This window comes from Nocardioides lentus (assembly GCF_039529515.1).
In the GTDB taxonomy this organism is placed as follows: Bacteria; Actinomycetota; Actinomycetes; order Propionibacteriales; family Nocardioidaceae; genus Nocardioides; species Nocardioides lentus.
This window is the reverse complement of sequence record NZ_BAAAMY010000001.1, coordinates 58,469-84,393: the sequence shown is the minus strand read 5'-3', so window position 1 is coordinate 84,393 and position 25,925 is coordinate 58,469. Positions and strand designations below refer to the sequence as shown.

The window sequence follows — 25,925 nt, the reverse complement described above, 5'->3', positions numbered from 1 at the left end:
CGCTGCTCGGCCTCGGCGCCGTGGCGGGCGTCGCGCTGGTGCTCGCGCACCTGCTGGTCGGCCGCTCCGAGCTGCCCGCCGCCGACGTGGTCGACGTCCTGCTGCGGCGTACGACGAGCCCCGCCGCGGAGATCATCGTCCTGGACTACCGCCTGCCCCGCGTCCTCGTCGGCCTCGGCGCGGGCGCCCTGCTCGCGGTCTCCGGGGTGCTCGTGCAGGCCGTCGTCCGCAACCCGCTGGCCGAGCCCTCGACGACCGGTGTGGGTGCGGGCGCGGCGTTCGCGGTCGTGGCGTCGTCGCTGTGGTGGCCGACCTCGCCGTACCTGGCCGCGCTGCTCGGCGCCCTGGTCACCGGCGCGGTCCTGTACGCCGTGGGGCGGCGCTCGTTCGCGCTCGTCGGGGTGCTGCTGGGCGCGGTGCTCGCCGCAGCCACCTCGCTGCTGCTGGTGGTCGACTCCGCGCCGCTGGCCACCGTCCTGCGGTGGCTGGTCGGCTCGCTCAACGCCCGCACCCCCGAGGACTGGGCGCTGCTGTGGCCGTGGCTGCTGGTGCTGCTGCCGCTCGCCTGGCTGCTCGCGCCCTGGCTGAACCTCTGGGCGCTAGGGGAGCCGACGGCCGTGGGGCTGGGCGCCCGGCCGGGACCGCTGGTGGCGGTCGTGCTCCTCGCCGCGGTCGCCGCCGCGGGCGCCGCGATCGCGGCCGCGGGGGCGGTGGCGTTCGTCGGGCTCGCCGCGCCCCACGTCGCGCGGCTCGCGGTCGGCACCGACCACCGGCGGCTGGTCCCGGTCGCCGCCCTGGCCGGTGCGCTGCTGCTCAGCGCCGCCGACCTCGCGGCGTTCTCGGTCTCGCTGCGCCTGCCTGGGGTCGGCACCGACGTGTCCGGTGTGCCCGTCGGGGCCGTGACCGCGCTGATCGGCGCGCCCCTGCTGATCGGCCTGCTGCGACGCGAGGGCCGGTCGTGACGGGCCCGGCCCTGCCCCCGGTGCTGGCGGCCGACGGACTCGTCGCGGGCCACGGCGACCGGGTGGTCGTGCCCGCGCTGGACCTCGCGATCGAGGCGGGCACGATCACCGCGCTCGTCGGCCCCAACGGCTCGGGCAAGTCGACGCTGCTGATGACCCTCGCGCGGGTGCTGCGGGCCAGGGGCGGCGTCGTCCGCCTCGACGACGTGCCGCTCGGCGAGCTCGGCTCGACCGCGATCGCCCGGCGACTCGGGGTGCTCCCGCAGACGCCCGCGGCCCCCGCCGGGGCGCGGGTGCGGGAGGTGGTCGAGCAGGGCCGCTTCCCGCAGCGCGGGGCCTGGGCCATGCTGCGGCGCCGCGACGACGGCGCGATCGACCGGGCGCTGGCGCTGACCGGCCTGGGGGACCTCGCGGACCGCCGCCTCGAGGCGCTCTCCGGCGGCGAGCGGCAGCGCGTCTGGATCGCGATGACGCTCGCGCAGGAGACCGGGGTGCTGCTGCTCGACGAGCCGACGACGGCCCTGGACGTGCGCCACCAGCTCGACCTGATGCGGCTGGTCGAGCGGTTGCGCGACGAGCAGGGGATGACCGTCGTGATGGTGCTCCACGACCTCAACCAGGCCGCCCGCCACGCCGACCGCCTCGTCGCGATGCGCGAGGGCCGGGTGCGCGCCGACGGCCCCCCGGACGCGGTCCTGACGCCCGCGACCCTGCTCGACGTCTTCGACCTGCCCGCCGTCGTCGTCGACGACCCCGTGACCGGACGACCGATGTACGTCGCCCGGTGAGCGCCCCGGTGAGCGGCCCGGTGGGTGACCCGGCGGTCGACCCGGGGCTCGGGCTGGCCCGCGAGGTCCACCGCGTCCTCAACGCCACCGCGACCCCGCGGACCCCGGACCTGGCCGACCTGCCCCCGCGCGACGACGGCTCCCCGGTCGCCCTGCCCCGGCCGGCCCCGCCCCGCGGGGACGTCGGCGCGGTGCTCGCCGCGCGCCGCTCGTCGTACCGTTTCGGCGGCCCACCATCCCTCGACGAGCTGGGGGCGGCGCTCCACCACGGCCTGGCGCGGGCGCCCCGCGCGGGCGGCCTGCCCTCGCTCACGGCGTACGTCGTGGCGCGGGAGGGTCCGCTGACCGGGGTGCACCGCGCCGACCTGCGCCTGCCCGTCGCGTCGCTGGTGCCGGTCCGCCGCGGCGACCCGACGGCGTACCTCGCCGCGTCGCTCGACCAGCCGCCCTTCGCCGGCCGCGCGCCGGCGTGGCTCGCGCTCACGGCCGACCTCCGCGCGGCAGCGGGGCGCTACCCGGCGCGGCACTACCGGACGCTGCACCTCGACGCCGGGGCCGCGCTGCAGGCGGTGCTGCTCGCCGCCACCGCCCTCGGGCTGCGGGCCTGCCCGGTGTCGGGCTTCGACGACACCGCCTGGGAGCGGTTGCTCGACCTGGACGCGGACCAGCTGGTGACGGTCGTCGTCGCGCTGGGCAGGTCGGCCGAGGCGACGGGCTAGGGAGGTGCGACCGATCTCAGCTGGTGCTGTCGAGGATCAGGCGCGTCGCTTCACGCGGGGAGTCCCACTGCGGGAAGTGACCGCACCGCTCGAACCAGTGCAGCACCGCGTCCGGGAACAGCTCCGTGGCGCGTGCGGCCTGTCTCGGCACGGTCACCAGGTCACGGCGACCCCATCCGATCGTGACCCGGCCGGGCGCTGTGCCCGCCGGGGCGCCCTCTTGCTTGGGGCCCTTCGTCAGAGCGTTCAGAGCGTCGCGCGTGGACGGGGAGTCCGCCAGCCCGAGCACGTCCGGCAGCACCGTGTCGCGAGGGAGAGCCCAGGGCCGCGCGGACAGCTGCGCCAGCAGGAGAGTCCTGCCCGCCGGGTTGCCGAGCAGCGACGGGAGGGCGCCTCGAAGCGCACGGACCAGAGCGATCGACGGCCGCAGCGTCGCACCGAAGACGGCCTGCTCACGGTCGCTCCAGAAGCCGCCCGGGTCCAGAGCCACGGTGTCGCCGCCGACCCCGCGCCGCGCGAGCTCGAGCACGATGCGCCCACCCATCGACTGGCCCACGGTGGAGACCCCGTCCAGCCCCTGCTCGCGGATGAACTCCGTCACGGAATCGGTCAGGCTCGCGATCGAGACCTCGCCGGCCAACGCCGGTGTCTCACCGAACCCCGGCAGGTCGACAGCGATGACCTCTCGGTGCTCGGCCAGGTCCTCGACGATCGGATCCCAGGACCGCGTTCCTGCGCCCAGGCCGTGCACCATCAGCAACGGACTGCCGCTTCCGCGTCGAACCTGATTCAAGGTCATCTCTAGGACGCTACTCCGGGGGGATCCGGCGGGCTGGGGCTCTCGAGCGCTGAGGGAGTGGTCCTCGCCGGCAGGGCGGGCGCGTCGGTGCTGGGGTGGGCGTCGAGGTCTCCCGAGGACGGAGGTCCCCACGTCGTCCACCTGGAGGGCCTGGACGAGCCCGACGCCACCGTCGCGGCGAGCCCGCCGACGGTGCCACCTCAGAGGGGGTTGGCGACCCGGAAGCCGATGTTGGCGGCCGCGGCGTCGGGGCCGTTGGAGGAGCGGGCGGCGACCCGGTAGCGGTGGCAGTACGACGCGTGGCACAGGTAGGACCCGCCGCGCATGACGCGCAGCTCGGCGCCCTCGCGGGGGGCGTCGGGGCCGGTGGGGTCCCGGCGCGGCGACTCGGCGTACCAGGTGGGCGAGAACCAGTCCGCGCACCACTCCCAGACGTTGCCGGAGGTCTGGTGCAGGCCGTGGCCGTTGGGGGCGTAGGTCTTGACCGGGGCGGTGGTGAGGTGGCCGTCGTCGAGGGTGTTGGTGGTGGGGAAGGTGCCCTGCCAGATGTTGGTGCGCCACCGCCCGCGCGGGGTGAGCTCGTCGCCCCAGGGGTAGCGGGCGCCGTCGAGGCCGCCGCGGGCGGCGTGCTCCCACTGGGCCTCGGTGGGCAGGACGGTGCCGGACCACGCGCAGTAGGCCTGCGCGTCGCGCCACGAGACGTGGACGACGGGGTGGTTCTGGCGCGTCGCGACGTCGGAGTCGGGGCCCTCGGGGTGGCGCCAGTCGGCCCCGCGCACGGCCAGCCACCACGGCGTCGAGGCGACCTGGTGCAGCACGTGGCGGCGCTGCCCTGCGTACGCGAGGTGGAAGACCGCCGAGACCCCCAGGTCCTCGGCGTCGGTGACCCACCCGGAGGCCTTCACGAACGTCGCGAACTGCGCGTTGGTGACCGGGGTCGGCGCGATCAGGTACGGCGAGAGCTCGACGGGGTGCAGCGGCAGCTCGCCGTCCGCGGGGTAGCCCTCGCCGAAGTGGTCGCCCATCGTGAACGCCCCGCCCGCGATCGGCAGCAGGCCCCGGCGTTGCGGCGCCGCGCGCTCGGGAAGGGGGCGGGGGTCGTGGCCGGCGGCGGGGTCGGCGTCCAGCGCGGGGTCCGCGGCCGGGACGCTGCCGGTGATGCCGCCCCTGACGTCGCCGGCGCAGCAGGGGGAGGACTCGGACATCGGCGCCAGCCTAGGTGCGGCCCCCGGTCCCGCTCCCGCTCGACCACCGCGGGGGGTGTCGGTGCGGTCCGGCAGGGTGACCTCGGGCGGTCGTGGGCGGTCGCGGGCGACGCGCTGTACGACGCGCCGACCCGGTTGACGGAATCGAACACGCGTTCGATCATGGACGGGTGACCGCCGCCCCCGACCTCGACGTGCTGCGGGAGCGCATCCGCGGCATGGAGCAGGCCGGGTCGCGCACCGGCGCCGAGCTGCCCACGCACCCCGCCCTGGCCGGGCTGCTGCGCCTGCGCGCCGGCTCGTCGTACGCCGTGGACAGCCTGAGCCTGGCCGCGCTGATGATGGCGGGGCCCTCCGCGCAGGGGGCGTGGACGGCGGTCGTGGGGGTGGGCGACCTGGGGGCGGAGGCGTTCGCCTCGCTCGGGGTCGACCTGGCGCGGACGGTCCTCGTGCCCGACCCCGGGGAGTCCTGGCTCGAGGTCACCGCCGCGCTCGTCGACGTCGCCCCGCTGGTCGTGCTGCGCCCACCCCCGCGGGTCTCCGAGGCCGCCGCGGCCAAGCTCGCCGCCCGCCTGCGCAAGCGCTCCGCCGCGCTGGTCGCGCTGGGCGACTGGCCCCGCTGCGAGGCCCGTCTCGCCGCCACCGGCGTCCGCTGGACCGGCCCCGACCACGGCGCCGGCCACCTCGCCGGCCGCCACGTCGACCTCGTCGTACGACGGGGCGCGGGGCCGGCGAAGGAGGCGTCGCTGTGGTTTCCGGCCGAGGGCTCGGCCCGGCGCGACCGCTCCGTCGAGCGGTCCGGGCTGCGGCCGGCCCGCCCGATCGCGGAGGCCGGCTAGTGGCGGTGGTGCCGGGGCGTCCAGCGCGGGTCGCGGCCGGTCAGCCCGACCAGCCGGTCCAGGTCGCTCGCGTCGTCGCCGACCGCGACGGGCGGACCGAACAGCCCGCCGTCCTCGTTCGCCGGTGCGTCGAAGGACGCCACGAACTCCGCGCACGCCGCCACCGCCGCCGCGTCCGGCGCCCACTCCTGGCCGGTCGCCCGGGCCAGGTCCCAGCCGTGGACGACCAGCTCGTCCAGCGCCACCAGCCCCGCCTCGCGCCCCGGCATCTCGACGGGCCCGGCCATGGTCGTGCCCTCGTAGGCCGCCGGGTCGTCCCAGGCGTCGGCCAGCCCGGCGAGGTCCGCGGCGGTCCGCTCGCGCCACCCGTCGGGCAGCTGGGCGCCGTCACCGTCGCGCAGCAGGCTCGGGTCGAGCGGGGTCCTGCTCGCGGCGTGGGTGAACGCCGCCGTCAGCCCGGTGACGTGCTCGGCCAGGTCGGCGACCGTGTACGCCGGGCAGGGAGTCGGCCCGCCCAGCTGGTCGTCGCGGATCCCGGCCAGCACGCGCGCCATGGCCGTGGCCGTGGGGTGGAAGTCGAGGGTCTCGTCCATGCCGGGGCCGACCCGGCGGGGCGGCCTGACTCATCGGTGCGCCGCTGATGGGCGCCCGCGTGATGGTCGTGTGGTGCCCGGACTGGCCGGTCGTCGCGGCGCTGTGGGAGGCCGGGATGCCCGCCGAGTCCGCGCGTCGCCTGCCCGCCGCCGTCCTCGAGCGCGGCCGGGTCGGCGCCTGCACCGCCGCGGCCCGACGGACCGGCGTACGACGGGGGATGCGGAAGCGCGACGCCCAGGCCGGCTGCCCCGACCTCCGCCTGCTCGACGCGGCGCCCGACCGGGACGCCCGGGCCTTCGAGCCCGTGCTCGCCGCCGTCGAGGACCTGCGCCCCGGCGTCGCGCCGCTGCGCCCGGGGCTGCTGGCGCTGCGCTCGCCCGGGGTGTTCTACGGCGGGGACGCCCACGCCGGCGCGGTCGTCGCGGAGCAGGTCGTCGGCGCCGGCGCCTGGGACTGCCGCGTCGGCGTCGCCGACGACCTCTTCACCGCCGAGCAGGCCGCCCGCCGCGCCGCCCCGCAGGAGAGCGAGGTGGTCGCCCCCGGCGGGTCCGCGGCCTACCTCGCCGCCCTCCCCGTCGAGGTCGTCGACACCCAGCCCGACGCCGGCGACCTCGTCTCGCTGCTGCGCCGCCTCGGCCTGCGCACCCTCGGCGACCTCGCGGCGCTGCCGGCGGACGCGGTGCACGCCCGCTTCGGCGCGTACGGCGCCTGGCTCCACCGCGCCGTGTCCGGCGCGGGCACCGGCGTGGGCCACCTCGGCGCCCGCACCCCGCCCCCCGAGCTCGCCCGGGAGCAGGTCTTCGAGCCGCCCGTGGACTCCGTCGAGGTGCTCTGCTTCTCCATCCGTCGGACGGCGGACGCCTTCGTCGCCGGACTCGCCCACCACGGCCTGGCCGCCACCGAGGTGCGGGTCGAGGTGGAGGTCGAGGACGCCCCGGGCGTCGCCGTCGGCCGCGACTGGCTGCACCCCCGGGTCTTCGGCGCCGCCGACCTCGTCGACCGCCTCCACTGGCAGCTGTCCGGATCGACCCGGGGCGCCCGCAGCGGCTCGGGCCCCTCCGGGGCGGGGACCGGGGCGCAGGGCCGGCGCGCCGCCACCCAGGTCGGCTCGCCGGTGACGCTGGTGCGGTTCGTGCCCGTCGTCGCCGTGCCGGAGGGGGCCCACGCCGAGGGTCTGTGGGGCGGCTCCACCGACGAGCGCGTCGCCCGCGGGCTCGCGAAGGTGCAGGGCATCCTCGGCCACGAGGGCGTCGTCGTCCCCGTGCTCCAGGGCGGGCGCGGGCCCGCGGACCGCCAGACGCTGGTCCCGTACGGCGAGCGCCCCACCGCCCTGCGCGACCGCACCCTGCCCTGGCCCGGCCGCCTGCCCGACCCGCCGCCGGCCCGCGTCTTCCCCGAGCCCTGGCCCGCCGGGGTCCTCACCGACGACGGCCGGCCCGTGCTCGTCGACGACCGCGGCGCCATGACCGGCGTGCCCGGCCGCTTCCGCACCTGCGCCGCCGAGGGCTGGCAGCCCGTCGCCGCCTGGGCGGGCCCCTGGCCCGTCGAGGAGTCCTGGTGGGACGGCGGGCGCCGCCTCACCCGCTTCCAGGTCGTCGGCGTCGACGGCCGCGCCTGGCTGCTGTCCCTCGCCGGCGCCGACTGGTGGACCGAGGCGGGCTACGACTGACACCGACATCCGCACCGACACCGACGGCCGACCCGGCCGCCGGGCCGGCCGGGGTGCTCGGCCCTCACGCCCGCCGGCGCTCCGCCCGCCGCCGCGCGTCGTCGTGCGCCCGCCGCACCAGCTCGACGGCGAGACCGTCGTGGGCGGGGTCCGGGCAGACGATCGAGACCCAGCCCTGGGCGCGGTAGACGGGGTGCGGCACGACGACGTCCGTCGCGGTCCAGTCGTGCGACCCGGGCTCGTCCCGCGGGTCCTCGCCGGTCAGCTCGGTGAACGCGGCGGCGCCGACGTGCACGTTCAGCCGCCAGCGGCCCGGGCCGTCCAGGTCCGAGGCGGTGTCGTCGGGGTAGTCCTTCGTCACGAACGTCGCGTAGGGCTGCTCGCGGGTCGGCACCTCCCCGTCGGGGGCGTAGTAGAAGAAGTGGTCGCCCCAGGCGATCTCCGGGAAGGGTCCGCCCTCGGTCGGGGCGAGCTCCAGCACGCCGTCGAAGGTGCGGACGGTCTCCAGCAGTCGGTCCATGCTCATCCCCCGATCCTCGCCGGGTGACAGGGCCCGCCGCCACGGTCCGAGCTGCTCGACCTCCGCTCGGAGCACCTCGATCGTCGCGCCGCGCCGGGGTGGTCTAGCGTCACGCAGCGTGAGTGCGCAGGCCCCGTCAGCAGTCGTCCTGGTCCGGGCGGAGAGGTTCCGGCCCAACCCGGCGACCGCCGCCGACAACGCCTTCCAGGCCGACGCGCCGGCCGGTCAGAGCGAGGACGACACGGCCGCCCGGGCGCTGGCCGAGATGGACGCCGTCGCCGACGCGCTGCGGGCGGTGGGCGTGCGGGTGCACGTCTTCTCCGACTCCGACCACACCCGGCCCGACAGCGTCTTCCCCAACAACTGGCTCTCCACCCACGCCGGCGGCCAGGTCGCGGTCTACCCGATGTACGCCTCCAACCGCCGCCACGAGCGCCGCGCCGACGTGCTGGAGATGCTGAAGTCCGACTACCGGGTCCAGACGATCGTCGACTACTCCGGCCTCGAGCGCGACGGCATCTTCCTCGAGGGCACCGGCGCGATGGTCCTCGACCACGTCTCCCGGGTCGCCTACGCCGCCCGCAGCCACCGCGCCGACACCCACGTGCTGGAGCGCTTCTGCACCGACTTCGGCTACGAGCCGATGGCCTTCGAGGCGGTCGACTCGCAGGGCGTGCCGGTCTACCACACCAACGTCATCGGCTGCGTCGGCACGGACGTCGCCCTCTTCGCGCTCGGGATGATCCCCGACGAGCAGCGCCGCGAGCAGGTCCGCGAGCGCCTGAGCGTCAACGGCCGGACGGTCGTGGAGATCACCGAGGAGCAGGTCCGGGAGTTCGCCGGCAACGCCGTCGAGCTGTGCGGCCGCACGCCGGAGGGCCGGCGCCGCTACGTCATGGTGATGTCGGCCCGGGCCCGGGCCAGCCTGCGCGACGACCAGGTCGCCGCGATCGAGGAGTCCTGCGAGATCGTCGCGGTCGACATCCCGACCATCGAGCTCGCCGGGGGCTCCGTGCGCTGCATGATCGCGGGGGTCCACCTCGACCGCCGCCCGCAGGTCGAGCCCGAGATCACCGAGGCCGTCGAGGCCATCGACGAGCACCCCCGCACCGCCGACGGCCGCGACCTCATGGAGGGCACGCCGGCCTCCTGACGGTCCGGGGCGGGGATGTCGGTGCTCGCCGGTAGGCAGCGTTCGTGGAGTTCTTCCTCTCGCCGGGCTTCGGCGGCGCCGCAGCGGTGGTGGCCGCTCTCATCGCCTACGCGGCTGCTCGCTCACGCGCGCGGATCGATCGGCGGCTGGGGGAGCGGTCGCAGTGGTGGGCTCGGGCGGAGTGGGCCCTGGACCTGACGAGGGATGCCGACCCCTACAGCCAGCTGATGGGCTGGAACGCCCTCACTACCCTTGTGAACAGCGCACCCACGGACGAGGATGCAGAGCTGATTGCCGGTGCGGCCGAGGCGGCCGAGGCGGACTACCTGGAGCTGGCGGGGACCACGGATGGCGACACGGAGGTGGAAGCGGATGACGACGTCGACGACGAAGAGCGCGGCTGACGCCCCGAGCGCCAGCACGAAGCGCTCGTCGGCACCGGGCCGCTCCGTGTCCTCGAAGGACCTGGCGAAGGCCGCAGGGCGGACGCGCCGGGCCGCCGAGAGGCGCCTGGGCAAGTAGCACCTCGGTCGAACAGGTGTTCGGCTAGTCTTGCGGCATGGGGTGGGAGAACCCGGCGATGCCGTGGCGCGAGCTGGAGCGCCGGCTCTCCGACGGCTCGCGGCCCGAGGTGCCCGACGCCCCCGACGTCGAGGCGCCCATCTCGCGCCGCAAGCGCCGCTCGGGGACCGGGCCCACCCGGCCCCCGCAGGAGACCGCGACCGGCACGCCGTACGCCGAGCTGCACTGCCACTCGAGCTTCAGCTTCCTCGACGGCGCGAGCGGGCCCGACGACCTCGCGGCCGAGGCGGTGCGCCTGGGGCTGCACGGCCTGGCGATCACCGACCACGACGGGTTCTACGGCGCGCCGCTGTTCGCGGAGACCGCGCAGGACCTGCTGGCGGCGGGGCAGCGGCCGCTGCGGACCGTGTACGGCGCGGAGCTCAGCCTCGACCTCAGCGCCGCGCAGACCGGGGTGCCGGACCCCGAGGGCAGCCACCTGCTCGTGCTCGCCCGCGGGGTCGAGGGCTACCACCGCCTCGCCGCCGCGATCACCGAGGCGCAGCTGCGCGGCGACGAGAAGGGTCGCCCGCTGCACGACCTCGACGAGCTGACCGAGCGGGGCCGTGGCCACTGGCTGGTGCTCACCGGCTGCCGCAAGGGGACCGTCCGCCAGGCGCTCGCGGGCGGCGGCGTCCACGCCGGCCGCGCCGACGAGGCGCTGCGCGAGCTGACGAGGCGCTTCGGCGCCGAGCACGTCGCCGTCGAGCTCTCCCACCACGGCCTGCCCACCGACGCCACCACCAACGCCGCGCTCGAGGCGCTGGCCCGCGAGGCCGGGCTGCCGACGGTGGCCACCGGCAACGTCCACCACGCCCGCCCCGCCGACGGCCGGCTGGCCGCCGCGATGGCCGCCGTACGGGCCCGGCGCAGCCTCGCCGAGATGGACGGCTGGCTGCCCCCGTCGGCGTCCGCGCACCTGCGCTCGGGCGACGAGATGGCGCGGCTCTTCGCCCGCCACCCCGGCGCCGTGGCCCGCAGCGTGACGCTGGCCGACGAGTGCGCCTTCGACCTGCAGCGCGCCACCCCGCGGCTGCCCGACCGCAACATCCCCGCCGGCCACACCGCCACCAGCTGGCTGCGGGAGCTGACCGAGCGCGGCTTCGAGCGCACCTACGCCGGGGGCCCGCTCGAGGCCGACGCCCGCGACCGCGTCGAGCACGAGCTGGCGGTCATCGCGGAGAAGGACTTCGCGGGCTACTTCGTGATCGTCCACGACATCGTCGCGTTCGCGCGCAGCCAGGGGATCGTCTGCCAGGGCCGGGGGAGCGCCGCGAGCTCGGCGGTCTGCTACGCGCTGGGGATCACGGTGATCGACCCGGTGTTCTACCGGTTGCCGTTCGAGCGGTTCATCTCCGTGCACCGCGACGAGGAGCCCGACATCGACGTCGACTTCGACTCCAACCGGCGCGAGGAGGTCATCCAGTGGGTCTACGAGACCTACGGCCGTCACAACGCCGCGCAGGTCGCCAACGTCATCACCTACCGTCCCAAGTCCGCCGTCCGCGACGCCGCGAAGGCGCTCGGGCACTCCCCGGGCCAGCAGGACGCGTGGTCCAAGCAGATCTCGTCGTGGTCGCGGGTGATGGTCGCCGAGGGCGGCACGGAGGAGGACCCGGGCATCGACGTGCCCGCGCCGGTGCTCGAGCTCGCGGAGGCGTTCCTCGGAGCCCCACGCCACCTCGGCATCCACTCCGGCGGCATGATCCTCACCCGCCGCCCCATCGGCGAGGTCTGCCCGATCGAGCACGCGCGGATGGAGAAGCGGACCGTCCTGCAGTGGGACAAGGACGCCTGCGAGTGGATGGGGCTGGTCAAGTTCGACCTGCTCGGCCTCGGGATGCTCGGCGCGATCGCGGAGATGACCGAGATCATCGACGGCCACCTGGGCGAGCGCTGGGAGCTGCGCGACATCCCGCGCGAGGAGCCGGCCGTCTACGACATGCTCTGTCGCGCGGACTCGATCGGGGTCTTCCAGGTCGAGTCCCGCGCCCAGATCGGCACGCTGCCGCGGCTGCGGCCCCGCTGCTTCTACGACCTCGCCATCGAGATCGCGCTGATCCGCCCCGGCCCGATCCAGGGCGGCGCCGTGCACCCCTACATCCGGCGCGCGACCGGGGTCGAGGAGGTGTCCTTCGCCCACCCGCTGCTCGAGCCTGTGCTGGGGCGCACGCTGGGCGTGCCGCTGTTCCAGGAGCAGCTGATGGAGATGGCGCGGGTGCTCGGCGACTGCACCGCCGACGAGGCCGACCTGCTGCGCCGCGCCATGGGCTCCAAGCGCGGGGTCGAGCGGATCGAGCGCGTCAAGGACTCGCTGTACGCCGGGATGCTCCGCAAGGGCATGACCCCCGAGCTCGCCGACCGCGTCTACACGCAGATCCTGTCGTTCGCGAACTTCGGCTTCGCCGAGTCGCACTCCCTGTCCTTCGCGGTCCTCGTCTACGCCAGCTCGTGGTGCAAGCTGCACTATCCCGCGGCGTTCCTCGCCGGGCTGCTGCGCTCCCAGCCGATGGGCTTCTACTCCCCGCAGACCCTCACCCAGGACGCGCGCCGCCACGGCGTCGAGGTGCTGCGTCCCGACCTGCTGCGCTCCGCTGCCCGCGCCGACCTCGAGCTGCTCACCGGCCGGACGCCGGGCCCGACCGGGCTCGACGCCTGCGTCGCCGGCGACGCCGAGCCCACGCCGTACGACCCCGACGCGCCGGACCCGACGCCCACCCACCGCCGCGACGGTGCGTACGCCGTGCGGCAGGGGCTGGACGCCGTGCGGGGCATCGGGGTCGACGTGGCCGAGCGGATCGTCGCGGCCCGCGCCGAGCGGCCCTTCGCCGACCTCGTCGACCTCTCGCGGCGGGCCGGCCTGGACTCGGGGCAGCTGGAGGCGCTGGCCACCGCGGGGGCGTTCGAGGACATGGGGGGCGACGGCTCCGGATGGGGGCGCCGGGAGGCGCTGTGGGCGGCCGGGCACACCGAGACCGAGCAGCACCTCGAGGGGATCCGGGTCGCCGGTCCGCCGCCGACGCTGCCGGCGATGGACGCCGTCGAGCTGACGCTGGCCGACCTCTGGGCGACGGGGGTCTCGCCGGAGGGGCACCCGTTCGGCCACCTGCGCCCCCGGCTGCGGGCCGCGGGGATCCGCAGCGTCGCCGACCTGTGGACCGACCAGCCCGGCCGCCGGCTCGTCGTCGCCGGCCTGGTCACCCACCGCCAGCGGCCCGGCACGGCCAGCGGCACGACGTTCCTGAACCTCGAGGACGAGACCGGCCTGCTCAACGTCGTCGTCTCCCCGGGGCTGTGGAAGCGCCAGCGCCGCGTCGCCACCCACGCCGCCGGGCTCGTCGTCCGCGGGATCCTGGAGCGCTCGGAGGGCGTGGTCAACCTGGTCGCCGACCGCCTCGACCCCCTCGAGTCGATCCAGCCCGACGCCGGCGCCGCCCTCGCCGCCCGCCACCGCTCCCGCGACTTCCGCTGAGAGCCAGTCGGCGCGAGCTCCCGGTGCGGTGGGTCGAGTCGGCGCGAGCTCCCGGGAAGTTGCGCCCACTCGGCGGGGTACGGCGGGAGGTTGCGCCCACTCGGCGGGGGTACGGCGGGAGGTCGCGCCGGGTCGACGGACCCGAGCGCCTCCGACGCCGCCCCGTGCTCGTCGGGACCTGCGCCACCCACCCGCCGCGCGATGCGCGACGGCCCCCGGGGGCCGCTGCCCGTCCGGCGCCGGAGGCTCCCCGGCGGGAGAAAGGTAAGGAACGCGGGCGCCGACTCCCAGCCCGATCCACGATCGGCGCGAAGTGGATCGACGTCCTGGGTACCGGGGAGCCATGAGCGACCCCCAGCAGTCCGAGGGCCAGGTCTCCGACGCGGAGTCCCTGGCCGACTCCGGCGAGATCTACCCCGACCAGGCCACCGCCGGCTACCCGACCCACCCCGAGGACGACGACAACATCGACGGCGCCACCGGCGTCGAGGGCTCGAAGCCCCAGGAGGGCACGGCCGGGCCCAACGCCTCGCCGTACTCGGGCAAGCCCACCAACGACTGAGGTCGACCCCGCGGGGGCCCGGGCGTCACGGACGCCCGGGCCTCAGCGCGTGGTGACGACCGCGGGCTCGCCGGGCTCGCTGACCATGCGGCCGGGCAGGCCCCGGCCGACCACGGCGCGGACCTCGTGCTCGCCGGGACCGAGGTCGAGCGTCACCACGTCGTCGGTGTAGAAGCGCGTCTCGCGCTCCTCGCCGTCGGTGGTGACCAGCAGCTGCAGGCTGGTCGCGCTCAGCCGGTCCTTCTCGCTCGCCCAGGCGACCCGCACGCGGCCGTCGTCGGTGGCCGTGACCTCGGGCCGGGGGCGCGGGTCCCAGGCCTCGTCGGCGTCGTAGACGTGCACCTCGCCGGCGAACACGCCCAGCCGGCCCAGCGACTCGAGCATCCGGTCGGCCATCAGGGTCTCGCCCGCGGGGTCCGGGTGGGCGCCGTCGTAGGTGTGCTCGACCGGGTCCCAGGCCGGGTCGTCGGCGTCGCGCAGGCGGTTGACCTGCACCGCGCAGGGCGAGCCGCCCCAGCGCTCGGCCACGAGCGCGTTCGCCTCGGCCGTCCGGCGGTTGCGCTCGGCGGTCTCCTCCGGCGTGCTGCGGGCGCCCTCCGCGGGCGGGATCTCGCCGAGCACGAAACGGGTGTCCGGCGCGACGGCCCGCACGGCCTCCACGTAGGAGGTGAACCGCTCGGCCAGCTCCGCGGGCGTCAGGTCCGGGTCGTTGGCGTCGTTGTAGCCCAGCTGCAGCACGATCACGTCGGGCCGCCCCTGGCGCACCAGCCGCGCGGCGGGGAACTGCTCGCGGCTGCTCGGGAACGTCGCCCCGGCCGAGCCGGCGTGCTCGAGCTGGTCGGCGAAGCCGTGGTCGAGGTGCTCGTACGCCGAGGCGCCGTCGGGGCCGTTCAGCGTCGTCGTCGGGCCGACGAAGACGACGTCCTCGCGACCGGCGCCGCCGTCCTCGACGGGGTCGGTCAGGCCGCGCCACACCCAGTAGCGGTAGGTGGCGGAGCCGCTGCGGCCCTGGGTCATGGAGTCGCCGACGAACATGATCCGCACCGGGCGGCGCTCCGGGTCCAGCACCGGGCAGCCACCGCCGGCGGCCGGGCTGACCCGGGCCTCCTGCGGGACCAGCACCGGCTCGGAGGCGCTGCGGGCCTCGACGAGCACCACGACGAGCAGGAGGATGCTCAAGGCGGTCGCGACCACCGCCGCGCGGGGCACTCGACGACGCACGGCAGCCTGCGGCCGGGCCATGCCCACCTCCCCATGCGATCCGATCGACCCTGCGGGCGGCCCACGGCGTGTCGGGTTGTCCCGGGGCCGCCGTCCAGGCTAGGCGACGGTGCACGCTCGTGCCTAACGATCCCCCGGATCGGACGACGGGGGGCGGTGGACGACGTCGGTGGCCTGCGCCAACCTGGGGTCATGGCCACCCTCCGCCACGCCCGCCCCCACCTCCTCCGCCGAGTCCTGGGGCCCGTCCTCGCCCTGCTCAGCGCGGTGGTGCTGGTCCTCGGAGCCGCGCCGGGCGCCTCCGCGGCGTCCCGCAGCTTCGGCGACGCCCGTGGCGACGGGGCCGCCGACATCACCCGCGTCACGGTCCGCTGGGCCGCCACGCTGCGGGTCTCGGTGAAGCACGCCCGTGCGCTGAGGGACGGCGACACCTACACGGCGTACGTGTCGACCGACCCGGACCGCCCGGGTCCGGAGTACCGCGCCTTCGCCCAGCCCAACTCCGACGTCCTCGGCGTCCGACGGATCTCGTCGTGGGGCGACCGCGGCCGGGCGGTGCGCTGCCCGGGGTTCCGCGCGAGCGCGGACACCTTCGACGCCGACGCGCCGGTCACCTTCAGCGTGCCGGCCGGCTGCCTCGGCGGCGCCGACGGCCCGGTGCGGGTGACCGCCCGCGCCCAGCGCGGGTCGGCCTCGGACTGGGCGCCCCGGGCGCGACGCCTCGGCCCGGCGGTCCGCCAGGGCTGACCGGCCCGAACGGCGTCGTGCGTCAGTCCCGCGTCAGTCCCGCGTGAGCCCCGGCGTGGGCACGCGCCAGGCCGGACCGGGCTCGGAGACCATCGGCAGGCCGGGCGCGCGACCGCGGCCCACCACCGCCCGGACCCGCGAGTCGCGCGGCACCCGCAGCACGGCCGTCGGGGTCTCGAGCCAGTCGGTGCTCCGCGTGTTGCCCTCGGGGCCCGTGACCGTGAGCCGCCAGCGCTGCGAGCCGGTGCGCGCGAGCTCGTCGGTCAGGTCGAAGCGCCACCGGCGCCCGCCCAGGGAGCTCCCGGCGACGGCCGGCGCGGGCGCCCAGGTCTCGCCCGGGCGCACCACGTCGACCCGTCCGGCGAACACGCCGAGCCTGCGCATCGCGTCGAGCATCCGCTGGGCCATCAGGGTCTCGCCGACGGCGTTGGGGTGGGTGCCGTCGTAGGTGTGGCGGGCCGGGTCCCAGTCCGGGCCCCGCTCGGCGCCGAGGCCGTCGCGCAGCCCGTTGACCTCGACCAGGCACGGCCGGGCGAGACGCGCCCGGATCATCCGGTTGGCGCGCTCGGTGGTGGCGTTCTTCTCGGCCAGCGGCAGCTTGGGGCTGCGGCCGGCCTCCGGGACCTGCCCGAGGACGACCAGCGTGCGGGGCCGCCCGAGCCGGGCGTCGGTGGCCCACAGCGCCCGCACGAACCCCGCCGTACGACGGGTCACGTCGCGGGCGGTGACGCCGGCGACGTTGACGTCGTTGTAGCCCAGCTGGAGCACGACGAGGTCGGGGCGCAGACGGCGCACCAGCTGCTCGGGCGGGTCGGGGTGGGTGGGGAACTTCGCGCGCGAGCGCCCGGCGTGGCCGAGCTGACGGGCGAACCCGTGGTCGGGGTGCTCGTAGGTCCGCGCCGCCGCCAGCCCCGCGGGCGCGCCGTTGGTCACGAAGCGCGGCCCGACGAACGCGGCGTCGACGCCCGCACGCCGCAGGCCCCGCCAGGTCCAGTAGCGGTAGGTCGCCGACCCGGTCAGCCCCTGGGTCATGGAGTCCCCGACGAACGTGATCCGCCACGGCCCGGTGTGCTCGCGTGCGGCGGCGCACCCGGCGCCCGGGGCCGGTGTCGCCGCGCCCACCGTCGTGCCGGCCGCGCTGCCCGTCGCAGGGGAGGTCGTCGCAGGGGAGGCCGTCGCGGGCGAGGCCAGGGCGAGGGTCGCGGCGAGGCCGGTCAGCACAGCGGCGACGCGCACGGGACCTCCTCGCGCCGGCCGGGTCCCTCCCGACGGGGCAGCCGCACCCTAGGCGACGGGCGGTGTCGGTGGGGCGTGATTGAGTCGGCGTGTGAGCTTCGGTGTCCACCACGCCCCCGGGACGGCCGCCCTCGCGGACGGTCTCGCCGGGCTGCTGGCGACCCCGCTGGCGGACCCGTTCGCCCAGGAGGTCGTCGTGGTGCCGACCCGCGGCGTGGAGCGCTGGCTCGGCCAGCGGCTCTCCCACCGGCTCGGCGTGGGCCCGCGCGGGGGCGACGGCGCCTGCGCGGGCGTGCGGTTCCTCGCGCCCCACTCCTTGGTGGCCCTGCTGCTCGACCGCGAGCGCGACGACCCCTGGCACCCCGACCGCCTCGTGTGGCCCGTGCTGTCCGCGGTCGACGACTCCCTCGGCGAGGCGTGGTGCGCGACGCTCGCCGACCACCTCGGCCACGGCGTGCCGGGGGAGGAGGGCGAGCTGCGTCGCGCGCGGCGCTGGTCGGTCGCCCACCGCCTCGCCCGGCTCCTCGCCGCGTACGCCGTGCAGCGGCCCTCGCTGGTGACCGACTGGCGCACCCGCCCCGGCGACGGGCGGACCGGCGAGGGCGACGGGGCGGGCGGTCCCCTCGACGGCGACCTCGCCTGGCAGGCCGAGCTCTGGCGCCGGGTCCTCGCCCGCGTCGACGCCCCCGCCCCCGACCTGCGCCACGCCGAGACGCTCGCCCGTCTGCGGACCGGCGACCCGGGCCTCGCGCTGCCGGGGCGGCTGTCGCTGTTCGGCCACACGCGCCTGCCCGTCACCGAGATCGAGCTCCTCGAGGCCCTCGGCGAGCACCGCGAGGTCCACCTGTGGCTCCCGGTCGCCTCCCCGGCCCGCTGGGAGACCGCCCGCGCCGACGGCGCCGGGCGCCCGGTGCCGCGCGCCGACGCGGAGTCCGCGGCCCCCGTCGGCCACCCCCTGCTCGCCTCGCTGGGGCGCGACGCCCGCGAGCTGGCCTCCCTGCTCGCCGGTCGCCCCGCCCTGCCGGTCGATCCCGCGGACGGAGCCGCCGCGCCCCCGGGCGGGCCCCCGGCGACGCTCCTGGGCCGGCTGCAGGCCGACCTGCGCGCCGACCGCGCCCCGACCCCGGCCGAGCGGGCCGCCCGCCCGCTCGCCGCCGACGACCGCAGCCTGCAGGTCCACGCCTGCCACGGTGCGTCGCGGCAGGTCGACGTCCTGCGCGAGGTGCTCGTCGGGCTGATGGAGGACGACCCCACCCTCGAGCCCCGCGACGTGCTGGTGATGTGCCCCGACGTCGAGACGTTCGCGCCGCTCGTCTCGGCCGGGTTCGGCCTCGGCGCGGGCGCCCCCGAGCCCGGCGGCGCCCCGGTCGCGGGCGGCGACCACCCCGCCCACCGGCTCCGCGTGCGCCTCGCCGACCGCTCCCTCGGCAGCACCAACCCGCTGCTGGCCCTCGCCGACCGGCTCCTCGAGCTCTCCGGCAGCCGGGTCACGACCACCGAGGTCCTCGACCTCGTGGCCAGCGACGTGGTGCGCCGCCGCTTCCGGCTCGGCGACGACGACCTCGACCGGGTGCAGCGGTGGATCGACGCCGCCGGGGTGCGCTGGGGGCTGGACCGGGAGTCCCGCGCGGCGTGGGCGATGGACCGCTTCGGCCACAACACCTGGCGCGCCGGCCTGGACCGGGTGCTCCTCGGGGTCGCGATGAGCGGCGACGAGCACGCCCACCTCGGGGTCGGGCTGCCCCTCGACGACGTCGGCAGCAGCGAGGTCGACCTGGCCGGCCGCCTCGCCGAGCTGCTCGACCGCCTCGACGGCTGCCTGCGCGAGCTCGCCGCCGCCGGTCCCGCGCACGCCTGGACCGACGCCGTACGACGGGGGGTCGCCGCGCTCGGCGAGGTCGCGCGCGACGACGCCTGGCAGGTCTCCGAGCTGGAGCGCGAGCTCGACCGGGCCGCCCGCGGCGGCGACGGCACCGAGGAGCTCCGCCTCGCCGACGCCCGCGCCATGCTCCGCACCCGGCTGGCCGCCCGGCCCACGCGCGCCAACTTCCGCACCGGCACCCTGACCGTGTCGACCATGGCGCCGATGCGCTCGGTGCCCCACCGCGTGGTCTGCCTGCTCGGCCTCGACGACGACGTCTTCCCCCGCGCCGCCGTGCCCGACGGCGACGACGTGCTCGCCCGGCGTCCGCTCACCGGCGAGCGCGACGCCCGCGGCGAGGACCGCCAGCTCCTCCTCGACGCCGTGCTCGCCGCCGGCGAGCACCTGGTGGTCACCTACGCCGGCGCCGACGAGCACACCGGCGCCCGTCGTCCGCCCGCGGTCCCCCTCGGCGAGCTGCTCGACGCGGCCGACCGCACCGGCGCGACCGCGGTGCGCGACCACGTGCTCACCCGCCACCCGCTGCAGCCCCACGACGCCCGCAACCTCAAGGCCGGCGCCCCCGGCGACGACCCGCCGGAGTGGGCCGCCGACGGCGTCGAGGGTCCGGCGCGGCGACCGTTCTCCTTCGACACCGGCGCCCTGGCCGGGGCGCGCGCGCTCGTCACCGACCGCGTCGAGCCCGGTCCGCTCGTGCCTCTGCCGCTCCCCGCGCTGCCGCCCGCCGCCGAGGTCTCGCTCGACGACCTCCGCGAGTTCGTCACCCGACCCGTGCGCACCTTCCTGCGCCAGCGCCTCGACGTGTCCCTGCCCCGCGAGGTCGCCGAGCCCGCCACCGCGATCCCGGTGACCCTCAAGCAGCTCTCGCGCTGGGAGGTCGGCGACCACCTGCTGCGCGAGCTGCTCGCGGGCGCGGACCCCCAGGCGCTGTTCACCGCCGAGCAGCTGGGCGGGCGGCTGGGGCCCGGCCAGCTGGGGGAGGCCTCGCTCGCCGAGATCGTCGACGACTGCCTGCGGCTGTGGACCAGCACCGCCGAGCTGCGCGCCGACGGCCCCGACGCGGTGGACGTCGACGTCGAGCTCGGCGGCGACCTGGCGGGCCGCCGTCTGGTCGGCACCGTCGGCGGCGTCCACGGCGACCGCGTGGTGCGCCTGGGCTACTCCCGGCTCAAGGCCACCCACCGCCTGGCCGGCTGGGTCGACCTGCTGGCGCTCAGCGCCGCCGACCCGGAGCGGCCCTGGACCGCCCACACCGTCGGCCGCGACGCCCGCCGCGGCCCCACCCGCGCGGTCGCCGGCCCGCTGCACGACCGCGCGCTGCCGCTGCTCGCCGACCTCGTGCGGATGCGCGACCTCGGGCTGCGCACCCCGATGCCGCTGCCCGCCGCGACCGGCGAGGCCTGGGCCCGCGCCGCCGCCCGCCGCCAGGCCGGCTCCCGCGTCGACCCCGCCGCCGAGGCGTCCCGCGAGTGGGTCACCGACACCTTCAACCCGCGCTCCTTCCCGAAGGAGGACGCCGAGGCCGCCCACGTGCGGGTCTGGGGCGAGCGCGCCCCGCTGCAGCTGCTCCTCGACGCCGGTCTCGCGTCCGCCGCGACCCGGCTCTGGGAACCCGTGCTGGCGCACGAGGAGGTCCGACCCCTGTGAGCACCCCCACCCCGTTCGACGTGACCGGTCCGCTGCCCACCGGCACCGTGCTCCTCGAGGCCAGCGCCGGCACCGGCAAGACCTGGACCATCGGCGCGCTCGTCACCCGGATGGTCGCGGAGGGCGCGGTCGCGCTCGACGACATGCTCGTCGTGACCTTCGGGCGCGCCGCCAGCCGCGAGCTGCGCGAGCGGGTCCGCGCCCAGCTGGTCGAGGCCGAGCGGGTGCTCTCCGAGGACCCCGCCGCCGAGGCCGGGCCCGACGGCCCCGACCCGGTGCCCGCCTCCGAGCTGGTCGACCTGCTCCGGACGCTCGACGGCGAGCGGCGCCGGGCCGCGCACCGCCGCGTCGTCACCGCGCTCGCGTCGTACGACGCGGCCACGATCGTGACCACCCACCAGTTCTGCCGGCTCGTGCTCGACTCGCTCGGCGTGGCCGGCGACACCGACCCGGCCGCCCGGCTGGTCGAGGACCTCTCCGACCTCGTCGGCGAGGTCACCGACGACCTCTACCTGCGGGCCTTCGCCTACGACCCCGAGCCGCCGGCGTTCGACCACGAGACCGCGCTCGCGATCGCCACCGACGTCGTCGGCGACCCGCAGGCCCGCCCCGAGCCCGCCGACGCCGAGCGCACCACGGTGCCGGGCCGCAAGGTCGCCTTCGCCCACGCCGTGCGCGCCGAGGTCGACCGCCGCAAGCGCCGCCTCGGCGTGCTGTCCTACGACGACCTGCTCTCGCGGCTGGCCGACGCCCTCGCCGACGAGGCCGGCGCGGCCCGCCAGCGGATGCGGCGGCGCTGGTCGGTGGTGCTCGTCGACGAGTTCCAGGACACCGACCCCGTGCAGTGGGCCGTGCTCGACCGCGCCTTCTCGGGCCACGCCACGATGGTGCTGATCGGCGACCCGAAGCAGGCGATCTACGCGTTCCGCGGCGGTGACGTCGCCACCTACCTCACCGCCGCCGGCTCCGCCGAGCACCACCACACGCTCGTCGTGAACCGCCGCAGCGACGCCACGCTCCTCGAGCGCCTGCAGGTGCTGCTGGGCGGGGCCGAGCTGGGGGCCGGGATCCGGGTCGGCCCCGTCACCGCCCACCACCGGACGTCGCGAATCCTGGGCGCCGACGGCGCCCCGCTGCCGGCGTTCCGGCTGCGGACCCTGCGCACCGCCGACTTCACCGCGCTCGGCCGCGACGGCCTGCCGACCGTGCGGCAGGTGCGGCCCCGCGTCGCGCTCGACCTCGCCCGCGACGTCCGCCGCCTGCTCACCTCCGGGGCCACCTGGGACGGCCGGCCGCTCCAGGCCCGCGACGTGGCCGTCGTCAGCCACCGCCACGCCGACCTCGCGACCGCCCGCGACGCGCTGCTCGCCGTCGGTGTGCCCGCCGTCATCGCCGGCGGCGGCAGCGTCTTCGCCACCGCGGCCGCCACCGAGTGGCTGGTGCTGCTCGAGGGCCTCGAGCAGCCGCACCGCAGCGCGCGGGTCCGCGCCGCGGCCCTCACCTGCTTCCTGGGCCACGACGTGGCCGACCTCGACGCCGGGGGCGACGACCTCACCGACGCGGTCGCCGACCGGCTGCGCAGCTGGACCGAGCTGCTCCGCGTCCGCGGGGCGGCGGCCGTCTGGGAGGCCGCGACCGCCGAGGGCCTGCCCGCCCGGGTGCTCGGCGAGGTCGGCGGGGAGCGCCGGCTGACCGACCTGCGCCACGTCGGCGAGGCCCTCCACGAGGCCGCTCTCGTCGAGCGGCTCGGCCTGGTCTCGCTGCTGGGCTGGCTGCGCGAGCAGGTCCGCCTCGGCCGGGAGCGCAAGGGCAGCGAGCGCACGCGTCGCCTCGACTCCGACGCCGCCGCCGTGCAGCTCGTGACGGTCCACGCGTCGAAGGGCCTGGAGTACCCGGTCGTCTACCTGCCCGCCGTCGCCGACCGGTGGGTGCCGCCGGCCGACCGCCCCCTCTTCCACGACGCCGACGGCACGCGCTGCCGCAACGTCGGCAACGGCGGACCGCACTGGTCGGACCACCAGGCCCGCTGGGCCGAGGAGGAGGCGGGCGAGTCGCTGCGGCTGCTGTACGTCGCGCTGACCCGCGCGCAGTCGCAGGTCGTCGCCTGGTGGGCGCCGTCGTCCAACGCCGCCGCCTCGCCGCTGCACCGGCTGCTGATGCGCGAGCCGGGCGCCGTCGAGGTGAGGACCCGGCCCACCCCGCCCCCCGACGACGAGATGGCCGAGCGGCTCGCCGCCTGGCAGGCCGCCGGCGGCCCGGTCGTCGAGCGCGCCGACCATCCCGACGCCGGGGCGCCGCTCGTGCCGCGCGACCCGCCCCCGCTGGCCGTGCGCCGCGCCTCCCGGGTCGTCGACCAGGTGTGGCGCCGCACGTCGTACTCCTCCCTGAGCCGGCTCGACGCCGTCGGCGTGGGGGCGGGCGCCGCTCCGGGCGCCGCAGCGGGCGACGCCCCTGCGCCGGTCCTCGCCGGTCCCGGCGTCGGCAGCGAGCCGGAGGTGGGCGTCCGCGACGACGAGGACGCCCCCGGCCTGCCCGCCGCGCTGCCGGCCGTCGCGCTCGCCGACGACCCGGTCTCGCCGATGGCGACGCTGCCGACCGGCGCGACGTTCGGCTCGCTGGTCCACGCGGTCCTCGAGCTGGCCGACCCGGCCGCCGGCGACTGGCGCGCCGAGCTGACGCGCCACGTGGTCGAGCAGCGGGCCCGCTGGGCCGTGGACGTCGACGTCGAGGTGCTCGTCGACGCCCTCGTGGCCGTCGGCGAGACCCCGCTGGGCCCCGCCGCCGACGACGTCACCCTGCGCGCGCTGCCCCTCGCCGAGCGGCTGGCCGAGATGGAGTTCGAGCTGCCGCTGGCCGGCGGCGACCGAGCCGCGGGCGCCGACGGGAGGCCCGGGACGAGGTCCGACGTACGGCTGGGCGACCTCGCCCCGCTGCTGGAGCGGCACCTCGCCGCCGACGACCCGCTGCGCCCCTACGCCGCGACGCTGCGCGGCCCGCTGGGCGACCAGGGCCTGCGCGGCTACCTCACCGGCTCCGTCGACGTGGTGCTGCGCGTCGGCGACGCCGCGAGCCCGCGCTACCTCGTCGTCGACTACAAGACGAACTGGCTCGGCCCGCTCGACGAGCCGGCCACCGCCGGCCGCTACGCCCCGCCGGCGCTGGCGGCCGCGATGACCCACTCCGACTACCCGCTGCAGGCGCTGCTGTACGCCGTCGTGCTCCACCGCTTCCTGCGCTGGCGACAGCCCGGCTACGACCCCGCCACCCACCTCGGGGGCGTGCTCTACCTCTACCTGCGCGGCATGTGCGGGACCGCGACCCCCGTGGTCGACGGCCAGCCCTGCGGCGTCTTCGCGTGGCGGCCGCCCGCCGCGCTGGTCGAGGCCATGTCCGACCTGCTGGACGGCGCCCCCGGCGCCGGGGACGGGGACCCGACGTGACCGAGCTGTTCGAGCCCACCGACGCCGCCGACCACCGGCTCGCGCTGCGCGCCGAGGGCCTGCTGGCGGCGTTCAACCGCGCCGGCCTGCTGACCGCCGCCGACACCCACGTCGCGGTCCGGGTCGGCGCGCTCGGCGGGGAGACCGACGAGACGGTGCTGCTGGCCGTCGCGCTCGCCGTCCGCGCCGTACGACGGGGCTCGGTCGCCCTCGACCTCGCCGCGGCGCCGGGGGCCGCTCCCGCCCCGCCCGCCGAGGACCTCGGTCCGACCCCCTCGACCCCCGCGACCCCCGCGACCCCCGCGACCTCCGCGCCGCCCTGGCCGGAGCCGACCGCGTGGGCGCGGGCCGTGCGCGGCTCGGTCCTCGTCGACGCCGGGGTGCTCCACCACGAGCACGGGCTGCTCTACCTCGACCGCTACCACCGCCTCGAGGCCCAGGTCGCCGACGACCTCGCCCGCCGCGCCGCCCAGGAGCCACCGGAGGTCGACGAGGACCGGCTCGCCGCGGCCGTCGCGGCCGTCGCCGGCGAGCACTTCAGCGCCGAGCAGCGCCGCGCCGCCGAGCACGCCGTGCGCTCGCGCACCACGATCCTCACCGGCGGCCCCGGCACCGGGAAGACCACGACCGTCGCCCGGGTCCTGCTCCTGCTGGCCGACCAGGCCGCGGCCCGCGGTGAGCGGCTCTCGATCGCGGTCGCCGCCCCCACCGGCAAGGCCGCGACCCGGCTCGAGGAGGCGATCGCGGGTGAGCTCGCCGGGCTGCGCGCCGGCGACGCCGCCGCGCTGGTCGACCGGCTGCCGGCGCTGGCGGGCGTCACCCTCCACCGGCTCCTGGGCTGGCGGCCCGACAACGCCACCCGCTTCCGCCACCACCGCGGCAACCGGCTGGGCCACGACGTGGTCGTCGTCGACGAGTCCTCGATGGTCGACCTCACCCTGATGGGGCGGCTGCTGGAGGCGGTCCGGCCCCGGACCCGCCTGCTGCTCGTCGGCGACCCCCAGCAGCTGACCTCCGTCGGGGCCGGTGCCGTGCTGGGCGACCTCGTCGACGCCCACGCCGACACCTCTGGCTCGCCGGTGGCCGCGCTGACCGTCAACCACCGCTCGACCCGCCACATCAACGAGCTCTCCGAGCGCCTGCGCCGCGGCGACGCGGACGGCGTGCTCGCGGTGCTCGACGCCGGGGACGACGAGGTGAGCCTCGTCGAGCTGCCCGACGCCGCCGACGGACCGGAGGCCGCCGAACGGGCCGCGGCGGAGCTGCACGAGGTCTGCCTCGGCGCCGCCCGGCGGGTGCGCGGCGCGGCGCGCGACGGCGACGTCGCCGGCGCGCTCGCGGGTCTGGACGCCCACCGGCTGCTGTGCGCCCACCGGGAGGGCCCCTGGGGCGTCGGGGCCTGGAACCGCCGCGTCGAGCTGTGGCTCGCCGAGGACGACGAGGCGCGCGGCGTCGCCCCGTCGTACGGGCCCTGGTACGCCGGGCGCCCGCTGCTGGTGACCAGCAACGACTACACGCTCGACCTCTACAACGGCGAGACCGGCGTCGTCGTGCCGACCGCGGGCCGGCCACGGGCCTTCTTCGCCGGCGGCCGGGAGGTCTCGCCCGGGCGGCTCGACGCCGTGGAGACGATGCACGCGATGACGGTCCACAAGTCCCAGGGCAGCCAGGCCGCCGAGGTCACGGTGCTGCTGCCCGGCGAGGACTCGCCCCTGCTGACGCGCGAGCTGTTCTACACCGCCGTGACCCGCGCCGAGCGGCGCCTGCGGGTTGTCGGCAGCCGGGCCGCGGTGCGGGCGGCGGTCGAGCGGCGCGCCGAGCGGGCGACCGGCCTGGCGGCGCGGCTGCGGACGGCCCGGGCGGCGGACGGGCCCGCCGACGCCGGGCGCCGATAGGGTTCGGGCCATGC

The 25,925-nt window shown here is 77.3% G+C and carries 19 protein-coding genes; 13 read left to right on the top strand and 6 right to left on the bottom strand.

All coding sequences use genetic code 11. The features are described from left to right. The 3 genes from ABD158_RS00405 to ABD158_RS00395 all read left to right on the top strand — a co-directional run. On the top strand, positions 1-962 hold a 962-nt coding region (locus tag ABD158_RS00405; RefSeq protein WP_344002106.1), incomplete at its 5' end, for a FecCD family ABC transporter permease. Then, a complete protein-coding gene (locus ABD158_RS00400) occupies positions 959-1,750 on the top strand; it encodes an ABC transporter ATP-binding protein (RefSeq protein ID WP_344002104.1) in 792 nt (263 codons plus the stop codon). The genes ABD158_RS00405 and ABD158_RS00400, both read left to right, overlap by 4 nt. After that, positions 1,747-2,469: a nitroreductase family protein gene (locus tag ABD158_RS00395; protein ID WP_344002102.1), complete on the top strand. Its 723-nt coding sequence runs from the start codon at positions 1,747-1,749 to the stop codon at positions 2,467-2,469. The genes ABD158_RS00400 and ABD158_RS00395 overlap by 4 nt, the downstream gene beginning before the upstream one ends. Before the next feature lie 16 nt (positions 2,470-2,485). Here the strand turns inward: ABD158_RS00395 and ABD158_RS00390 are convergent, their stop codons facing one another. Continuing rightward, positions 2,486-3,268, bottom strand: coding sequence for an alpha/beta fold hydrolase (locus ABD158_RS00390; RefSeq protein ID WP_344002100.1), 783 nt, complete (start codon positions 3,266-3,268; stop codon positions 2,486-2,488). 200 nt (positions 3,269-3,468) lie between these two features. Next, positions 3,469-4,473, bottom strand: a complete 1,005-nt coding sequence (locus tag ABD158_RS00385) for a formylglycine-generating enzyme family protein (protein WP_344002098.1) — start codon at positions 4,471-4,473, stop codon at positions 3,469-3,471. A gap of 170 nt (positions 4,474-4,643) precedes the next feature. On the opposite strand from ABD158_RS00385, the gene ABD158_RS00380 reads away from it, so the two are divergent. After that, positions 4,644-5,312, top strand: a complete 669-nt coding sequence (locus tag ABD158_RS00380) for a hypothetical protein (RefSeq protein ID WP_344002096.1) — start codon at positions 4,644-4,646, stop codon at positions 5,310-5,312. On the opposite strand, the gene ABD158_RS00375 is transcribed toward ABD158_RS00380, so the two are convergent. Continuing rightward, positions 5,309-5,905 (bottom strand): TIGR03086 family metal-binding protein, encoded by a 597-nt coding sequence (locus ABD158_RS00375; RefSeq protein ID WP_344002093.1) that lies wholly within the window; start codon positions 5,903-5,905, stop codon positions 5,309-5,311. The two genes, ABD158_RS00380 and ABD158_RS00375, sit on opposite strands and share 4 nt — an antisense overlap. Positions 5,906-5,952: 47 nt before the next feature. On the opposite strand from ABD158_RS00375, the gene ABD158_RS00370 reads away from it, so the two are divergent. Continuing rightward, positions 5,953-7,575, top strand: coding sequence for a DNA polymerase Y family protein (locus ABD158_RS00370; protein WP_344002090.1), 1,623 nt, complete (start codon positions 5,953-5,955; stop codon positions 7,573-7,575). Positions 7,576-7,639: 64 nt separating this feature from the next. Here the strand turns inward: ABD158_RS00370 and ABD158_RS00365 are convergent, their stop codons facing one another. After that, positions 7,640-8,101, bottom strand: a complete 462-nt coding sequence (locus tag ABD158_RS00365; protein WP_344002088.1) for a DUF6194 family protein — start codon at positions 8,099-8,101, stop codon at positions 7,640-7,642. 112 nt (positions 8,102-8,213) lie between these two features. Here ABD158_RS00365 and ctlX point away from each other — a divergent pair, with 112 nt between their 5' ends. The 4 genes from ctlX (at position 8,214) to ABD158_RS00345 (ending at position 13,843) form a co-directional block, all read left to right on the top strand. Continuing rightward, a complete protein-coding gene (ctlX, locus tag ABD158_RS00360; protein WP_344002085.1) occupies positions 8,214-9,248 on the top strand; it encodes a citrulline utilization hydrolase CtlX in 1,035 nt (344 codons plus the stop codon). Between the two features lie 44 nt (positions 9,249-9,292). After that, the gene (locus tag ABD158_RS00355; RefSeq protein WP_344002082.1) at positions 9,293-9,652 is read left to right on the top strand and encodes a hypothetical protein; all 360 of its coding nucleotides are present in this window, start codon (positions 9,293-9,295) and stop codon (positions 9,650-9,652) included. Positions 9,653-9,807: 155 nt separating this feature from the next. Continuing rightward, positions 9,808-13,281 carry an error-prone DNA polymerase gene (locus ABD158_RS00350; RefSeq protein ID WP_344002079.1) on the top strand — a complete coding sequence of 1,158 codons (3,474 nt, stop codon included), beginning with the start codon at positions 9,808-9,810 and terminating at the stop codon, positions 13,279-13,281. A gap of 343 nt (positions 13,282-13,624) precedes the next feature. After that, positions 13,625-13,843, top strand: a complete 219-nt coding sequence (locus ABD158_RS00345) for a hypothetical protein (RefSeq protein WP_344002076.1) — start codon at positions 13,625-13,627, stop codon at positions 13,841-13,843. 42 nt (positions 13,844-13,885) lie between these two features. On the opposite strand, the gene ABD158_RS00340 is transcribed toward ABD158_RS00345, so the two are convergent. Next, the gene (locus ABD158_RS00340) at positions 13,886-15,022 is read right to left on the bottom strand and encodes an SGNH/GDSL hydrolase family protein (protein WP_344002073.1); all 1,137 of its coding nucleotides are present in this window, start codon (positions 15,020-15,022) and stop codon (positions 13,886-13,888) included. A gap of 234 nt (positions 15,023-15,256) precedes the next feature. Here ABD158_RS00340 and ABD158_RS00335 point away from each other — a divergent pair, with 234 nt between their 5' ends. Continuing rightward, positions 15,257-15,811, top strand: a complete 555-nt coding sequence (locus ABD158_RS00335; protein ID WP_344002070.1) for a hypothetical protein — start codon at positions 15,257-15,259, stop codon at positions 15,809-15,811. Between the two features lie 33 nt (positions 15,812-15,844). Here the strand turns inward: ABD158_RS00335 and ABD158_RS00330 are convergent, their stop codons facing one another. Beyond that, complete coding sequence (locus ABD158_RS00330; RefSeq protein ID WP_344002068.1) at positions 15,845-17,047, bottom strand: SGNH/GDSL hydrolase family protein; 1,203 nt, start codon at positions 17,045-17,047, stop codon at positions 15,845-15,847. Positions 17,048-17,138: 91 nt separating this feature from the next. Between ABD158_RS00330 and recC the strand changes: the two genes are divergently transcribed. The 3 genes from recC to recD are packed head-to-tail and all read left to right on the top strand — an operon-like array spanning position 17,139 to position 25,911. Continuing rightward, entirely contained in the window at positions 17,139-20,576 is a 3,438-nt protein-coding gene (recC, locus tag ABD158_RS00325; RefSeq protein ID WP_344002065.1) for an exodeoxyribonuclease V subunit gamma, read from the top strand. After that, positions 20,573-24,016, top strand: coding sequence for a UvrD-helicase domain-containing protein (locus tag ABD158_RS00320; RefSeq protein ID WP_344002063.1), 3,444 nt, complete (start codon positions 20,573-20,575; stop codon positions 24,014-24,016). The genes recC and ABD158_RS00320 overlap by 4 nt, the downstream gene beginning before the upstream one ends. Continuing rightward, positions 24,013-25,911: an exodeoxyribonuclease V subunit alpha gene (gene recD, locus ABD158_RS00315; RefSeq protein ID WP_344002060.1), complete on the top strand. Its 1,899-nt coding sequence runs from the start codon at positions 24,013-24,015 to the stop codon at positions 25,909-25,911. The genes ABD158_RS00320 and recD overlap by 4 nt, the downstream gene beginning before the upstream one ends. Positions 25,912-25,925: the final 14 nt, after the last annotated feature.

What these genes read in the sequence shown, in the direction of transcription:
- ABD158_RS00385 (WP_344002098.1), bottom strand. Translation starts at nt 4,473, where the DNA reads ATGTCCGAGTCCTCCCCCTGCTGCGCCGGCGACGTCAGGGGCGGCATC.
- ABD158_RS00345 (WP_344002076.1), top strand. Translation starts at nt 13,625, where the DNA reads ATGAGCGACCCCCAGCAGTCCGAGGGCCAGGTCTCCGACGCGGAGTCC.
- ABD158_RS00375 (WP_344002093.1), bottom strand. Translation starts at nt 5,905, where the DNA reads ATGGACGAGACCCTCGACTTCCACCCCACGGCCACGGCCATGGCGCGC.
- ABD158_RS00335 (WP_344002070.1), top strand. Translation starts at nt 15,257, where the DNA reads ATGGCCACCCTCCGCCACGCCCGCCCCCACCTCCTCCGCCGAGTCCTG.
- ABD158_RS00365 (WP_344002088.1), bottom strand. Translation starts at nt 8,101, where the DNA reads ATGAGCATGGACCGACTGCTGGAGACCGTCCGCACCTTCGACGGCGTG.
- ABD158_RS00390 (WP_344002100.1), bottom strand. Translation starts at nt 3,268, where the DNA reads ATGACCTTGAATCAGGTTCGACGCGGAAGCGGCAGTCCGTTGCTGATG.
- ABD158_RS00350 (WP_344002079.1), top strand. Translation starts at nt 9,808, where the DNA reads ATGGGGTGGGAGAACCCGGCGATGCCGTGGCGCGAGCTGGAGCGCCGG.
- ABD158_RS00370 (WP_344002090.1), top strand. Translation starts at nt 5,953, where the DNA reads ATGGGCGCCCGCGTGATGGTCGTGTGGTGCCCGGACTGGCCGGTCGTC.